General features: G+C 69.3%; 12 protein-coding genes. 5 read left to right on the top strand and 7 right to left on the bottom strand.

The window, feature by feature from the left end:
* The first annotated feature begins 97 nt into the window (after positions 1–97).
* From gspL to PK606_RS02995, 5 genes are all read left to right on the top strand, one after another.
* Positions 98–1,327 (top strand): type II secretion system protein GspL, encoded by a 1,230-nt coding sequence (gene gspL / locus PK606_RS03015; protein ID WP_324560492.1) that lies wholly within the window; start codon positions 98–100, stop codon positions 1,325–1,327.
* Positions 1,324–1,842, top strand: coding sequence for a type II secretion system protein M (locus PK606_RS03010; protein ID WP_324560488.1), 519 nt, complete (start codon positions 1,324–1,326; stop codon positions 1,840–1,842). Before gspL ends, PK606_RS03010 begins: the two co-directional genes overlap by 4 nt.
* Positions 1,839–2,669 carry a type II secretion system protein N gene (gene gspN, locus PK606_RS03005; RefSeq protein ID WP_324560485.1) on the top strand — a complete coding sequence of 277 codons (831 nt, stop codon included), beginning with the start codon at positions 1,839–1,841 and terminating at the stop codon, positions 2,667–2,669. The genes PK606_RS03010 and gspN overlap by 4 nt, the downstream gene beginning before the upstream one ends.
* Positions 2,670–2,840: 171 nt before the next feature.
* Positions 2,841–5,165 carry a type II secretion system secretin GspD gene (gene gspD / locus PK606_RS03000; RefSeq protein ID WP_324560482.1) on the top strand — a complete coding sequence of 775 codons (2,325 nt, stop codon included), beginning with the start codon at positions 2,841–2,843 and terminating at the stop codon, positions 5,163–5,165.
* Between the two features lie 16 nt (positions 5,166–5,181).
* Positions 5,182–6,582 carry a GspE/PulE family protein gene (locus PK606_RS02995; protein ID WP_324560479.1) on the top strand — a complete coding sequence of 467 codons (1,401 nt, stop codon included), beginning with the start codon at positions 5,182–5,184 and terminating at the stop codon, positions 6,580–6,582.
* Between the two features lie 13 nt (positions 6,583–6,595).
* On the opposite strand, the gene PK606_RS02990 is transcribed toward PK606_RS02995, so the two are convergent.
* From PK606_RS02990 to soxY, 7 genes are all read right to left on the bottom strand, one after another.
* The gene (locus PK606_RS02990; RefSeq protein WP_324560476.1) at positions 6,596–7,882 is read right to left on the bottom strand and encodes a cystathionine gamma-synthase family protein; all 1,287 of its coding nucleotides are present in this window, start codon (positions 7,880–7,882) and stop codon (positions 6,596–6,598) included.
* An 812-nt stretch (positions 7,883–8,694) separates the two neighbouring features.
* Positions 8,695–9,183, bottom strand: coding sequence for a hypothetical protein (locus tag PK606_RS02985; protein WP_324560473.1), 489 nt, complete (start codon positions 9,181–9,183; stop codon positions 8,695–8,697).
* 169 nt (positions 9,184–9,352) lie between these two features.
* A complete protein-coding gene (soxB, locus tag PK606_RS02980) occupies positions 9,353–11,086 on the bottom strand; it encodes a thiosulfohydrolase SoxB (RefSeq protein WP_324560470.1) in 1,734 nt (577 codons plus the stop codon).
* Positions 11,087–11,147: 61 nt separating this feature from the next.
* On the bottom strand, positions 11,148–11,831 hold the full coding sequence (gene soxX / locus PK606_RS02975; RefSeq protein ID WP_324560468.1) for a sulfur oxidation c-type cytochrome SoxX: 684 nt from the start codon (positions 11,829–11,831) through the stop codon (positions 11,148–11,150).
* A 14-nt stretch (positions 11,832–11,845) separates the two neighbouring features.
* Positions 11,846–12,658, bottom strand: a complete 813-nt coding sequence (gene soxA, locus PK606_RS02970; protein ID WP_324560465.1) for a sulfur oxidation c-type cytochrome SoxA — start codon at positions 12,656–12,658, stop codon at positions 11,846–11,848.
* A 107-nt stretch (positions 12,659–12,765) separates the two neighbouring features.
* Positions 12,766–13,077 carry a thiosulfate oxidation carrier complex protein SoxZ gene (gene soxZ, locus PK606_RS02965; RefSeq protein WP_324560462.1) on the bottom strand — a complete coding sequence of 104 codons (312 nt, stop codon included), beginning with the start codon at positions 13,075–13,077 and terminating at the stop codon, positions 12,766–12,768.
* 147 nt (positions 13,078–13,224) lie between these two features.
* The gene (gene soxY, locus PK606_RS02960) at positions 13,225–13,683 is read right to left on the bottom strand and encodes a thiosulfate oxidation carrier protein SoxY (protein ID WP_324560458.1); all 459 of its coding nucleotides are present in this window, start codon (positions 13,681–13,683) and stop codon (positions 13,225–13,227) included.
* Between the last annotated feature and the right edge of the window lie 35 nt (positions 13,684–13,718).

Genomic DNA, 13,718 nt, shown 5'->3' with positions numbered 1-13,718 from the left:
TGCCACGCGGCGGCCGGGTGCTATGCCGCACCCTACAATGCCCGGCACGTTCCGGGGCCGGCGCACGCTGTGCTGGCCTTGCGAACCCGCCTGATTCATGAGCCTGCTCCTCATCACGCTGCCATCGGGCCCGCCCGGCAACTACCCGTACGCGACGTCCGCCGACGGGCAGACGCCGGAGCGCTATGGCGCCAGTCCGGCCAACCTGCTGCCGCCCGGCGGCCGCGGCGTCGAGACCGTGGGCGTGGTGCCGGCGGCGCTGCTGTCCTGGCAGCGCGTGGCACTGCCCAAGGGCGTCGGCGCCGGCTCACCGCGGCTGCGCGCGGTGCTCACCGGCCTGCTCGAGGACCGCGTGCTGGACGAGCCCGAGCGCCTGCATTTCGCGCTGGCGCCGGATGCCGGCGGGGCTGGTGAAAGCTGGGTTGCCGTGTGCGAGCGCGCCTGGCTGCACGCCCACCTGCAGGCGCTGGACGGCGCCGGGCGCCCGGTGCACCGCATCGTGCCGGAGCTGGCGCCGGATGCCGGCCCGCTGCGCATCCACGTCGTCGGCGATGCCGACCACCCGCTGCTGCTGCTGGCCGGCGACGGGGTGGCGGGCGGCGTGCAAAGCCTGCCGCTGAATGCCGCCAGCCTGCCGCTGCTGCCGGCAGCCGCGCAGGCCGAAGCCGGTGAGGAAGCGGTCGAGGTGCTGGCCGAGCCCGCCGTGGCCGAACTGGCCGAGCGCTGGCTGCAGCGTCCGCCGACGCTGCGCAGCGCTGCGCAGCGCGCGCTGCTGGCCAGCCGCTCGGCCTGGGACCTGGCGCAGGGCGAGCTGGCGCGCTCCAGCCGCGCCCGCACCGCGCGGCGCCTGGGCACGCTGTGGCGCGACCTGCTGCACGCGCCGGCCTGGCGTCCGCTGCGCTGGGGCGTGGCGCTGCTGCTGCTGGTCAACCTGGTCGGCCTGAACGCCTACGCCTGGCGCGAGCGCACCGACCTGGCGCAGCGCCAGGCGCTGATCCGCGACACGCTCACCCAGACTTTTCCGCAGGTCAAGGTGGTGATCGACGCGCCGGTGCAGATGGGGCGCGAGGTGGCCTTGCTGCGCCAGACTACGGGGGCGGCGTCGCCGCGCGACCTGGAGCCGACGCTGGCCGCACTGGGCGCCGTGATCGATCCCGCGGCCGCGCCGCAGGGGCTCGACTACGCCGCCGGCACGCTGCGGCTGCGTGGCCTGCGCTGGAGCGCCGACCAGCTGGCGACCGCCAACGACAAGCTCGGGGCGCTGGGCTACCAGGCGCGCAGCGAGGGCGAGGATCTGGTGGTTGCCGCGCGCGAGGTGCAGCCGTGAAGCCTGCCGCAGGCGAACGACCGCTGGCCGGCCTCGGTGCAGCCTGGGCGCGCCTGGCGGCGCGCGAACGCCGCCTGGCCTTGCTGGCGCTGGCCGTGGTTGGCCTGGCTCTGCTGTGGTGGCTGGCGCTGGCGCCGGCGCTGGCCACGCTGCGCCAGGCCGAGACGCAGCGCCGGGCGCTGGATCTGCAATGGCAGCGCATGCAGGCGCTGCAGGCCGAGGCCGAAGCGCTCAAGGCCAGCCCGCGCATGGCGCACGACGAGGCGCTGCGGGCGCTGGAGGCCTCGGTCAAGCAGCGGCTGGGTGCCAGCGCCCAGCTCGCGGTGGTGGGCGAGCGCGCCAACCTGACGCTCAAGGACGCCCCCGCTGCCGAACTGGCGGCCTGGCTCGCCGAGGCGCGCGTGGATGCGCGTGCCGTGCCGCTGGAGGCGCGCCTGACGCGCGCGGCGGGCGCCAGCGCGGGCCGCGGCACGCAGTGGAGCGGCACCCTGTCGCTCAGCCTGCCGCCGCAATGAGGGCGCGATCGCTGAAGCAACCGGGCACGCGCCGCGGCGCCCCACGTGCCGAAGGGCCGCGCCCGCCCTGGACCTGGGCCGTGGCCGGCGCGCTGATCGGCCTGCTGGTCATGCTGACGGTGGCGGCGCCGGCGCGCTGGCTGGCGCTGGGCCTGGCACGCGCATCCAATGGCGTGGTCGACCTCGCCGATCCGGACGGCAGCCTGTGGCGCGGCTCGGCGCGGCTGGTGCTGCGCGGCGGCGTCGGCAGCCGCGACGCGGTGGCGCTGCCGGGCCGGCTGCACTGGCGCATCCGCCCCGGCCTGACGGGCTTGCAGGCCGAACTGCGTGCCGACTGCTGTGCCGCCGAGCAGGCGCTGCGCGTGTACGCCAGCCCGCGCTGGGGCGGCGCGCACGTGGCGGTCGGCGATGGCCGCAGCCAATGGCCGGCCCGCCTGCTGGCGGGCCTGGGCACGCCGTTCAACACCGTGCAGCCCGAGGGCGAACTCAGCCTGACGACGCGGGGCCTGTCATTAGAATGGCTGGCGGGCCGCATGGCGCTGGATGGCGCGGCGGAACTCACGGTGCGCGAATTGTCGTCGCGCCTGGCCACGCTTCGACCCATGGGCAGCTATCGACTCTCGCTTGCCGGCGGCAGCAATCCGACCCTGACACTGACAACGCTCGAAGGCGCGCTGCGCCTGAGCGGCTCGGGCCAGTGGGTCGGCTCGCGCCTGCATTTTTCGGGCGAAGGGTCGGCGGCGCCGGGCAGCGAGGCGCAACTGACGAACCTCCTGAACCTGCTGGGCCGGCGCCAGGGCGACCGGGTTCTGATCACTCTGGGCTGAGAAGGTGTGAACGAACCCGCCATGGCCGCTCGAGCCGCCAAAACGGCGCCACTCGTCGTTGCAAATGCTCGCCGTAGCACGAGCTACGTCTGTGCTTTGCGCCTCGATTGGCACCGTTTTGACGACCCGCTCGACCACGCCCGATTCATTCACACCTTCTGAGCGTTCAGCATGCCGCACACCACGTTCTTCATCTGTCCAACGCACCGCGCTCACCGGCCGGCGCGCCTGCGCGGCCTGCTCGTCGCCCTGGCGGCCGCGGGCGTGCTGGCGCTGCCGTCACTGCCCGGCAGCGCGCTGGCGCAGGACGGCGCCGCGCGCGGCGGCTTGGTCACGCTGGATTTCGCCAACGCCGAGATCGACGCCGTGGCGCGCACCATGGCCACCATCACCGGCCGCAACGTGGTGGTGGATCCGCGCGTCAAGGGCACCATGACCCTGACCAGCACCACGCCGGTGTCGCCGGCGCAGGCGCTGCGGCTGTTCTCGGCGCAGCTGCGCACCCAGGGCTTCGCGCTGGTCGAGAACGCCGGCATGGTGCTGGTGGTGCCGGAAGCCGAGGCCAAGCTGCAGAGCGGCGCGGTGTCGGCCGGCGCGCGGCCGGCCGCCGGCGGCGGCCAGATCCAGACCCAGATCTTCCGGCTCACGCACGAGAACGCCAACAACCTGGTGCCGATCCTGCGCCCCCTGATCAGCCCCAACAACACGATCAACGCCAACCCCGGCAACAACTCGCTGGTGATCACCGACTACGGCGACAACCTGCAGCGGCTGGCGCGCATCATCGCCGCGCTCGACATCTCCAACGCCACCGGCATGGAGGTGGTGCGACTGCAGCACGCCGTCGCGTCCGACCTGGCGCCGCTGGTGGCGCGGCTGGTGGATTCGGGCGGCGGGGTCGGGGCCTCGGTTGCGGCGCCGGCACCGGGCCAGCCCGGCACCCCGGTGCCGGTGGTGGCCGGTGGCGGCGGCGACGGCTACCGTACCACCCTGGTGCCGGAGCCGCGCAGCAATTCGATCATCATCCGCGCCGCCAACGCGGCCCGGCTGGCGCTGGCCAAGACGCTGATCCAGCAGCTCGACCAGGCGCCGGCCGAGCGGGCCGACGGCGGCAGCGGCAACATCCACGTGGTCTACCTGAAGAACGCCGACGCCGCCAAGCTGGCGGTGACGTTGCGCGCCGCGCTGGCGGCGATGCCGGGGCAATCGAACCAGCCAGGCGGTGCCGGTGGCCCGGCCATGACGGCGGGCGGGCTCGGTGGCGGCCAGGTGGGGCAGGGCCTGTCAAGCGTCGGCAGCACGGGCGGCGGGACCGGCATAGCGACCGGCCCGAGCATCGATGCCAAGGCCAGCAACCAGCCGTCGACCGGCGGCCAGATCCAGGCCGATCCGGCCACCAACTCGCTCATCATCAGCGCGCCCGAGCCGGTCTACCGCGAACTGCGCGCGGTGATCGACAAGCTGGACCAGCGGCGCGCCCAGGTCTTCGTCGAAAGCCTGATCGCCGAGGTCCGCGCCGACCGCGCAGCCGACTTCGGCGTGCAATGGCAGCTGTTCGGCCAGAGCGGCAACAGCATCGGCGTGATCGGCACCAACTATTCCACCGGCCGTGCCACCGCGCCGGGCGCAGCCCCGGCCAACATCTTCAACTTCGCGGCGCAGTTCCTGGGCTACGACGAGAAGGGCTGGAAACCCAGCCTGGCGCCCAACACCGGCTTCAACCTGATGCTGGGCACGCGCGCGCTCGGCATCATGGCCAACTTCATCCAGAGCACCGGCGCCGGCAACGTGCTGTCGACGCCGACCCTGCTGACGCTGGACAACGAGGAGGCCAAGATCGTGGTCGGCAAGAACGTACCCTTCGTCACCGGCAGCTTCACCAACACCGGCAGCGCCACCAATACGGTCAACCCGTTCCAGACCTACGAACGCCAGGACGTGGGCCTGACGCTGCGCGTGCGCCCGCAGATCAACGAGAACGGCACCGTGAAGATGGTGCTGTACCAGGAAGTCTCCAGCATCGACCCGGCGACGGCGAACAACCTCGCCGGCCCGACCACGAACAAGCGCGCCATCGAATCGAGCGTGCTGGTGGACGATGGCGCCATCGTGGTTCTCGGCGGCCTGCTGGAGGACCAGTACGCCACCGGCGAAGACAAGGTGCCGGTGCTGGGCGACGTGCCGGTGCTGGGCAACCTGTTCAAGAGCCGCAGCCGCAGCTACGTCAAGACCAACCTGATGGTGTTCCTGCGCCCGGTGATCGTGCGCGACGCCGCCGCCACCGAATCCTTCTCGCTCGACCGCTACGACCTCATGCGCGCCGCGCAGCAGAGCAACCAGCCGGAACCCAGCAGCGTACTGCAGGTCAACCAGGCGCCCGTCCTGCCGCCGGTGGCGCCGGTCAACCCCGAGGCCTGGACGCGCCCGGCACCGCCGCCGCCGCTGACCAGCATGCCGGCCGCCGGCGAAGGCAACTACTACGGCGGCGGCAACTAGCGCCGGCCGCACGCGCATGCGCTACCCGCTGCCCTACGCTTTCGCCCGCTCGGCCGGCCTGCTGCTGGAGGACGACGACCAAAGCCTGACGCTGTGGCACAACGGCCAGCCCGACGGCTCGGCGCTCGGCGAGGTGATGCGCCGCTACGGCGGTGGCGAACTGCCGCTGGCGCTGCAGCAGACCGATCCGTCCACGCTGGCGCTGCGCATCAGCAGCGCCTACTCGCAGAGCGAGAGCAGCGCCGCCGCGGTGGTGAGCGAGGTCGAGAGCGACGCCGACCTGTCGCGCATCATGCAGGAACTGCCGGCGGTCGAGGACCTGCTGGAGTCGGCCGATGACGCGCCCATCATCCGCATGCTGAATGCGCTGCTGACGCAGGCCGCGCGCGATGGTGCCAGCGACATCCACATCGAACCCTACGAGCGCCATTCCAGCGTGCGCTTCCGGGTCGACGGCGCGCTGCGCGAGGTGGTGCAGCCGAATCGCGCGCTGCACGCGGCGCTGATCAGCCGCCTGAAGATCATGGCCGATCTGGACATCGCCGAGAAGCGTCTGCCGCAGGACGGCCGCATCAGCCTGCGGCTGGGCACGCGCGCCATCGACGTGCGCGTCTCGACCATCCCGAACGCGCACGGCGAGCGCGCGGTGCTGCGCCTGCTCGACAAGAGCGAGAGCAAGCTGAGCCTGGAGGCCGTCGGCATGCACGGCGAGGTGCTGCGGAAGTTCGAGCACCTGATCGCGCAGCCGCACGGCATCATCCTGGTCACCGGCCCTACCGGCAGCGGCAAGACCACCACGCTGTACGCGTCGCTGGCGCGCCTGGACGCCAGCCGCAACAACATCATGACGGTGGAGGACCCGATCGAGTACGACCTGCCCGGCGTCGGCCAGACCCAGGTCAACCCGAAGATCGACCTCGACTTCGCGCGTGCGCTGCGCGCCATCCTGCGCCAGGACCCGGACATCGTGATGATCGGCGAGATCCGCGACATCGAGACGGCGCAGATCGCGATCCAGGCCTCGCTCACCGGCCACCTGGTGCTGGCCACCCTGCACACCAACGACGCCGCCAGCGCCGTGACGCGGCTGATCGACATGGGGGTGGAGCCGTTCCTGCTCTCATCCTCGCTGCTGGGCGTGCTGGCGCAGCGGCTGGTGCGCAAGTACTGCACAGCGTGCCGAGGTCAGGGTTGCGACGCTTGCGGCGGCACCGGCTACGCGGGCCGCACCGGCGTGTTCGAACTGCTGGTGCTCGACGACGACATCCGCGCGCAGGTACATGGCCAGGCACCCGAGGCCGACATCCGCGCCGCCGCGCTGGCCAGGGGCATGCAGCTGATGCCCGACGATGGCGAGCGGCTGATCCGGGACGGCATCACCAGCCGCGAGGAAGTGCTGCGGGTGACGCGGGACTGACGCTGAGCGGGTATCAGCCGAGCGCGCGCAAGGCCTGATCCAGATCCGCAATCAGGTCCTCGGCGTGCTCGAGGCCGATCGAGACGCGGATCAGGCCTTCCGACACCCCAGCCGCCTCGCGCGCCGCCGCGGGCACACCCGAGTGCGTGGTCGAGGCGGGATGGCAGATCAGCGACTCAGTGCCGCCCAGGCTGACCGCCGACTTGAACAGGCTCAAGGCGTTGATGAGCTGAAACGCCGGCGCGCGGCCGCCTTCGAGAACGAACGAGAAGGTCGAGCCCGCGGCGCTGCACTGGCGCCGATAGACCGCCTGGTAGACCTCGTCGGAGACCTGCTCGGGATGGTGGACGGTGAGCTTCCGGTGCGGGTTGCCGGCCAGCCACTCGGTGACCGCGCTGGCCGTCCGGGCCGCCTGGTTCATGCGCAGCACCACGGTCTCCATCGAGCGCGTGAGCATCCAGGCCGAGTGCGGGTCGAGTTGCGAGCCGTAGGTGCCGCGCGTGGCGCGCACCCTGTCGATGAGCGCCCGGCGACCGGTGACGCCGCCGGCCACCAGGTCGCTGTGGCCGCCGACGTACTTGGTCAGCGAATACACCGACAGGTCGATCCCGTGCGCGCCCGGCTGCTGGAAGATCGGCCCCAGCATGGTGTTGTCGCACACCGAAATCGGCCACTGGCCATGCCGGGCCTCGAAGGCATCGATCTGCCGCGCCAGCGCCTGCAGGTCGATCAGCGCGTTGGTCGGGTTGGCCGGCGTTTCCACGTAGGCCAGCCGAACCGGGCCTCGGCTGGCTGCGGCTTGCAGCGCATCGGTTATCGCCTGTTCCGACAGGCCGTCGGCGATCACGTGGGTGCCGATGCCCCATTCGGCCAGGATCTTCGAGATCAGCGTTTCGGTGCCGCCGTACAGCGGCGCCGACTGCACCACCTGGTCGCCCGGTCGCAGGAAGGTCAGCAGCACGGCGCTGATGGCCGACATGCCGCTGGAGGTGACCAGCGCCGCCTCGGAGTCGTCGAGCAGCGCCAGCCGGTCCTCGGCGATCTCCAGGTTGGGGTTGTTGAAGCGGCTGTAGACCAGCCCGGCCGACTCGCCCTCGGACAGCGGTACGCGTCCCGACACCAGGTCGAAGAAGCGCGCGCCGTCCTCGGCCGAGCGGAAGGCGAAGGTCGAGGTCAGGAACACCGGTGGCTTGACCGACCCTTCGGTCAGGAAGGGATCGAAGCCGTAGGACATCATCTGTGTCTCGGCGTGCAGCGGCCGACCTGCGATTTGCTTGCGGTGGTAGTTGTTCTTGCTCATGGGCTCCTCTGGTGATCGCGCCGCAACGCCGGCCGGCGCGGCCGGTGCACGACATGATGGGGCTACCGGCCGAGTATGGCCAATCGCCGGTGGCGATGGCCTTGGCGGCCCAAGGGACTGCCGTCGGCCGCACGCGCATCAGCGGGCCACCATGGCCTCCGTTCCTTAGCCGCATTCGACGCGACGAAGTCCGCCTGGCTCAAAAAAACTGCTTGATCGAGCGGGCTCAAGGCCATTCGAGCCGATGGTCGGGCCGGTCATGCCGCGCCTCCGCCCAGCTCAGGCCGGTACAGCCGCGCGCGTGCACGAAGTCGAATACCCCGCGCGGGTAGTGACTCCGGCTGTCAAACGCGTCCTGCCCGTGCGAGTGCAGGAAGATGGTGCACGAATCGCCGGCCTGACCATGTGGCCAATCCAGCTAGCCCTGTACGCCGCCGGCGTAGAAGATCTCCCGCCCGATCCCGTCGACCTTCGCCTGGTCCTTGTCCTGCTGGCCGACCCATCCTCCAAGGCCTGCGCGCAGCCTGGGTTGTCGGCCGTGCCGACCAGCATCACGTCGGTGAGGTCGGTCCATTTGCCGCCGCGCTGCGACCAGTTGTAGTCGGTTTGCCAGTAACCCTTGTTTTGCCGGATGGCCGTCATCTTGTAGCGCCGTGGACCTGATGCCTGAGTCCATTGGTGGCAAATGGAGGAATGGAGGATGGTGTGCGGAGCGCGCGTCACGCAGCCGAATGGTTGGTGGCCGTCAATGCTACTATGCAGGCCTCCCGCATGGCCCATGCGCTTCCAGTTGAAAGGCCGGCCGTCGGTGCCTAGTTGGCTATCGCCTGCATGTGCAGGCGCAGCTTGGATTGCGGCAACTCATCGGGTAACACGACATGTTCGCTCAGCAAGGCGTTGAATGGTGACGAACTGCCCCGCGCAAGTCCCGTGAAATCGAACCGTTCGCCATCGACGGCGAGGTAGCAATGCGCCTCGGGGATCCATGGCAGGGACGCCGCGCGCAGCACCGGACCGACGCCCGGCGTGTTCTGTTCGCACATCTGGTAGATGCCGACCGTGAGCTGGACCTCCGTGTGGCCGCATTCGTGTGCTACGGCGGCGAGCAATTGGTGCTTTGCACTGCAGGTGCCGCGCGCTTGCTTGAGCACGGCGAGTGGGTCGGTACTGGACGCGGTTCGCGCATAGGGCAGCGAGCGCACGTGTTCAGCCAACTGGCCGAAGCTGGAGAAGCCCTCGGCAAGCAGGGCGTCGCTGAGCCTGCCCGCAGCGTGAATTGGGAAATCCAAGGCGTCGTGCATGAGGTGGGCAGTGCGGCGAACACTCGGGTCAGAACGGCTCAAGTCAGATCGGTTCCGACCGGTCAGGATAGGCCACCTGGCATGCCTCACCTCCAATCGGCATGAAAAAGCCCCGCAGTGCTTGCGCAACCTGCGGGGCTGGCTGTTCAGGGAACAGCGGTCAGGCGAATCAGGCTGCGTAGCCCGGATTCGGCAGCCCACCCGTGAGCTTCGGCGTGTTGAGCTGGCGCGGCGATACCTTGCCGCCCTTGGACTTCAGCCATTTCTCGACCAGGTCCCACACCATCGGGTTGCTGGCCTTGGCGGCGTCCTCGGCCACCGGCGCCCAGCCGGCGACCTTGTAGGTCTTGCCGGCGTCGATCGGCTGGCCCTTCAGGCGCATGTCGCTGATGCGCTTGCCCATCTCCGCGGTCGGGTCGCAGGCGTAGGTCAGGCCACCCACGCGCACCATGTCGCCGCCCTGCTGGTAGTAGGGGTCGGGGTTGAACAGGTTGTCGGCCACGTCCTCCAGCACGGTCTTGATCATGTCGCCCTTCATGTCGGTCAGGGTGGCGTAGCTGTAGGTGGTGGCGGTCATGTCGAGCAGCCATTCGCGCGTGATCGGCTGGCCGGGCAGCAGGGTGGTACCCCAGCGGAAGCCGGGCGAGAAGGCCAGGTCGGCGCCCTGCACCTCCATCAGCGCGTCGACGATGAGCTGGTCGCCAGTGCCGTTGAAGTTGCCGCGGCGGTACAGCAGGCCCTCGGTGACGGCGAGCTGCTCGCTCAGCTTGGCTTCGTAGGGTGCGCGGATCTTGGTGATCAGCGCGTCCATCTCCTTGTCGGCCGGCAGCATGTTGGCGAACACCGGCAGCAGCTTGTAGCGGTAGTCGGCCACCTTGCCGTTCTTGACGTCGAAGTCGAGCACGCCGAGGAACTTGCTGTTGCTGCCGGCATTGGTCACCAGCGTCTGGCCGCCGGCGTTCTTGATCACGCTGGCGACCGGCATGCCGTCGTGCGTGTGGCCACCCAGGATGGCGTCGATGCCGCGCACGCGGCTGGCCATTTTCAGGTCGGTGTCCATGCCGTTGTGGCTGATGACGACGACGACCTGCGCGCCCTTGGCCCTGGCCTCGTCGACCATCTTCTGCATGTTCTCGTCCTGGATGCCGAATTCCCAGTCCTTGACCATGTAGCGCGGGTTGGCGATCGGCGTGTAGGGGAAGGCCTGGCCGATGATGGCCACCGGCACGCCGTTCATCTGCTTGATGACGTAGGGCTTGAACACCGGGTCGCCGAAGTCCAGCGTCTTGACGTTCTGGGCCACGAAGTCGAGCTTGCCGGCGAAGTCCTTCTCGATGATTTCCTTCACGCGGTCCATGCCCAGCGTGAACTCCCAGTGGCCGGTCATCACGTCGACGCCGAGCAGCTTGCAGGCATCGACCATGTCCTGGCCCTTGGTCCACAGCGCCGTGCCGCTGCCCTGCCAGGTGTCGCCGCCGTCCAGCAGCAGCGCGCCCGGACGGTTGGCCCGGATGCGCTTGACCAGCGTGGCCAGGTGCGCGAAGCCGCCGACCTTGCCGTAGCGCTGCGCGGCCTGCTCGAAGTCGAGGTAGGTCAGGGCGTGCGCCTCGGCAGTGCCGCCCTTGACGCCGGCGGCCTTGAGCAGCCCTTCACCGACCAGGTGCGGCAGCCTGCCCTTCATCTCGCCGACGCCGAGGTTGACGCTGGGCTCGCGGAAGTGGATGGGCTTGAGCTGCGCGTGGCAGTCGGTGATGTGCAGGAACGAGACGTTGCCGAACCTGGGGATGTCGTACAGCCCGTCGGCCGCGGTCTGCGCGCTGGCGTCGGCAAAGCGCCCCAGGCCCATGCCGGCGGCGCTGGCGGCGCCCAGGACTTGCATGAATTCGCGTTTGGTCAGATTCATATCAGCAGTGACTGATGTATAGGGGATAAAAAAGCCCGGCCGGGCCGGGCTGCGGGATGGCTTACTGGTTGACCGGCGACTTGGGATCCAGCAGCAGCGCCACCAGGTGGCGCACCTGGTCTTCCGTCAGGATACCCATGTGACCGGCGCGCGGCATGTTGGAGCAGGCGTTGTAGGCCTTGCTGTTCCAGATCTTGCCCCAGGTGTACTTGACCATCTCCTGCGCCGCCGGGCTGTTGGGGTCGGTGACGCCGCGGATCTTGCCGTAGTTGTACAGGCTGGTGCCGATGGTGCCGAAGGAGATCTCCTTCTTGTCGATCTGGTGGCAGTTGTAGCAGTTGCCGCCGTTGACGCTGCCGGCCTTGTCGGTCCAGGTCATGCCGCGGCCGCTCTGGGCGATCTTCTCGCCTTCCTTCCAGTCGCCCAGGTACTTGCCGTTCGAAGGCCACTTGATGGTCTTCATGTTGAGCGCCTCGATGCGCTTGGCGGTGGCCTCGTCGAGCGGCTTGCCGGCCACGTCGGCGGCGTTGCAGGCGCGCAGGGTCTCGTCGTCGCGGAACGCCTCGGCCACCTTGACGATGCCCTTGTCGTGGAAGTCGGCCTTGACGATCTTCTGCGTCAGCGCGTCGAGTTCGGCCGAGGAGGCGACCGGGGCGGCGCTGCCGCCGCCGGCGGCACAGCCGGCCACCAGTGCGGCGGCGCCCAGCAGCGCGGCGGCCGCGACGGTAATGGAATGCTTCTTCATCTCGGTGGTCTCCTTCAGCGCTTGATGGTGGGCACGGCCGACTTGTCGCCCTTGGCGTTCACGCCCAGGTAGACGCCGAGCGCGACCGTGACGTCGCTGGCGAAGTCCGGCTCGGGGAAGCGCTGCTGGCGATAGCAGTCGTTCAGGCGATGCTGCATGCTCCACATCTGGCCGTTGGAGACGCGGTAGGCCGGCCAGGCGGCGAAGCCGATGCCGTCGCCCGGGTTCTTGGTCAGCTGCGGCAGGTCCTGCAGGCGGATGCGCTTGCCTTCCTCGCCGTGGCAGGACGCGCAGGCGAAGTCGTGTGCGCCGCCGCGCTGGAAGAACAGCCGCTTGCCGACCTCGTACATGGTGCGCTCCTGCGGGTGCGATTGCGGCAGGTTGAAGGCCATGCCCTTGGACTGCGCGCCGATCCAGGTCGCCAGCGCGGTGGTGTTGGCGCGCTCGCCGCGGCCCCACTGGCCCTTGACGACTTCCTTCGGGTCGATGCCCTGCAGTGTCTGCATGCAGGTCAGCAGGCGCGACTCCAGGTCCTGCACCTTGTTGGTGTCCTTGAAGTAGCGCGGCAGTTCGACGAAGGCGCCCTTGACCACGCCGGGGCCCTTGCCGAGGTCGCATTTCTCCAGCGACGCGTTTTTGGGTCCGCGCGCCTTCTTCCACAGATCCTCGCCCTTGGCTTCGAACAGTTCGGCCGGGTTGCCGTCCTGAAGCATCTCGCGGTATTCCTCGATGGCCTGGATCGAGGTCTTTTCCTGCGCCAGCGCGCCACCGCTGACGACCACCGCCGCCAGCGCCAGCGCCAGTTGCGCCTTGCCTGTTTGTCTCATTGCTGCTTGTCTCCTCAGAGTGAGATGCTTCGAAAAAAGAAAAAGGCGGACGCGGTGTTCGACCGGTCCGCCTTCGCGCCTGCGAGGCAGTCCTTGCGGGGCGCTGCTTATGACACCGTGGCTTCGTCGGTGCGGCTCTCGCCCTTGTTGTCCTTCCAGCTCACGCTGATCTTGTCGCCGGCCTTGGCGCCCTTGACGGTGAACTGCAGGAACGGGTTCTTCGACACCGCCGGACCCCATTCGCAGGAGAACACCTGCTTGCCGTTCAGGCTGGCGGTGACGTCCTGGATGTGCCAGGCCGGCACCAGCTTGCCGGACGCGTCCTTGCGCTGACCGGATTCCATCTCGTGGCTCATGAGTACGCGCACCGTGGCCTTGTCGCCAGCGGCCTGGGCGCGGATTCGCATCGGATCTGCCATGTCTTTTCTCCTAAATTCAGTATCTGATCAAAACGTTCGAGTGGCCGCGGAGCAGGCCGGGCGGGGGCGCCGTGGAGCGGGCTTGGCCCGGCCACTGGCGCCGTCCCCCGGGGGAAGGCGCCGCAGGCGACTGAAGGGGGGAAGTCATTACCCGCCGCAGCCACCCAGGGTGACCTTGACTTCCTTCTTGGCGTAGTGCGCCTTGCCGTCGGCGGTGATGGCCACCGCGTAGACGTCGGACGACTCGCCCATCTTGGAGCGGGTGGCGAAATTGGCCTCGACCTCGGGCGAAACGTTGAACACCGCCACCAGCGCGTTCGGGTTCTTCTCGACCAGCAGCACCAGCTGCTTGACGTTCGGCAGGGTGCTGGCGACAGCCAGCGGCACCACGGCGCCGTTCTCGGCGATGTCGGGCGCGGTCAGGGTGACCGAGCTGCTTTCGGCCGGTGCGCCGCTGGCGCCCAGGGCCTTGAGCGCGTCGTTCAGGCTCTTGGCCTCGAACGCGGCCTTGTTGAAGGCCAGCGCGTACTGCGGGAACAGGCCGGTGCCGGCCAGCAGGCCAGCCACGACGGCGCTTTGCTTGAGGGTTTGTCGACGGGTCTGCATCGCGTGGATCTCCTGAAAGTTAAGTGGATGCTAAT

The organism is Ottowia sp. (assembly GCF_035444425.1).
Lineage (GTDB): Bacteria > Pseudomonadota > Gammaproteobacteria > Burkholderiales > Burkholderiaceae_C > Ottowia.
The sequence above is the reverse complement of the archived record's forward strand: the minus strand, read 5'-3'. Positions and strand labels throughout refer to the sequence as shown.

Coding starts and splice junctions, on each gene's coding strand:
- gspD (WP_324560482.1), top strand. CDS start 2,841: ATGCCGCACACCACGTTCTTCATCTGTCCAACGCACCGCGCTCACCGG.
- PK606_RS02995 (WP_324560479.1), top strand. CDS start 5,182: ATGCGCTACCCGCTGCCCTACGCTTTCGCCCGCTCGGCCGGCCTGCTG.
- PK606_RS02985 (WP_324560473.1), bottom strand. CDS start 9,183: ATGCACGACGCCTTGGATTTCCCAATTCACGCTGCGGGCAGGCTCAGC.
- soxX (WP_324560468.1), bottom strand. CDS start 11,831: ATGAAGAAGCATTCCATTACCGTCGCGGCCGCCGCGCTGCTGGGCGCC.
- soxB (WP_324560470.1), bottom strand. CDS start 11,086: ATGAATCTGACCAAACGCGAATTCATGCAAGTCCTGGGCGCCGCCAGC.
- gspN (WP_324560485.1), top strand. CDS start 1,839: ATGAGGGCGCGATCGCTGAAGCAACCGGGCACGCGCCGCGGCGCCCCA.
- soxA (WP_324560465.1), bottom strand. CDS start 12,658: ATGAGACAAACAGGCAAGGCGCAACTGGCGCTGGCGCTGGCGGCGGTG.
- soxY (WP_324560458.1), bottom strand. CDS start 13,683: ATGCAGACCCGTCGACAAACCCTCAAGCAAAGCGCCGTCGTGGCTGGC.
- PK606_RS02990 (WP_324560476.1), bottom strand. CDS start 7,882: ATGAGCAAGAACAACTACCACCGCAAGCAAATCGCAGGTCGGCCGCTG.
- gspL (WP_324560492.1), top strand. CDS start 98: ATGAGCCTGCTCCTCATCACGCTGCCATCGGGCCCGCCCGGCAACTAC.
- soxZ (WP_324560462.1), bottom strand. CDS start 13,077: ATGGCAGATCCGATGCGAATCCGCGCCCAGGCCGCTGGCGACAAGGCC.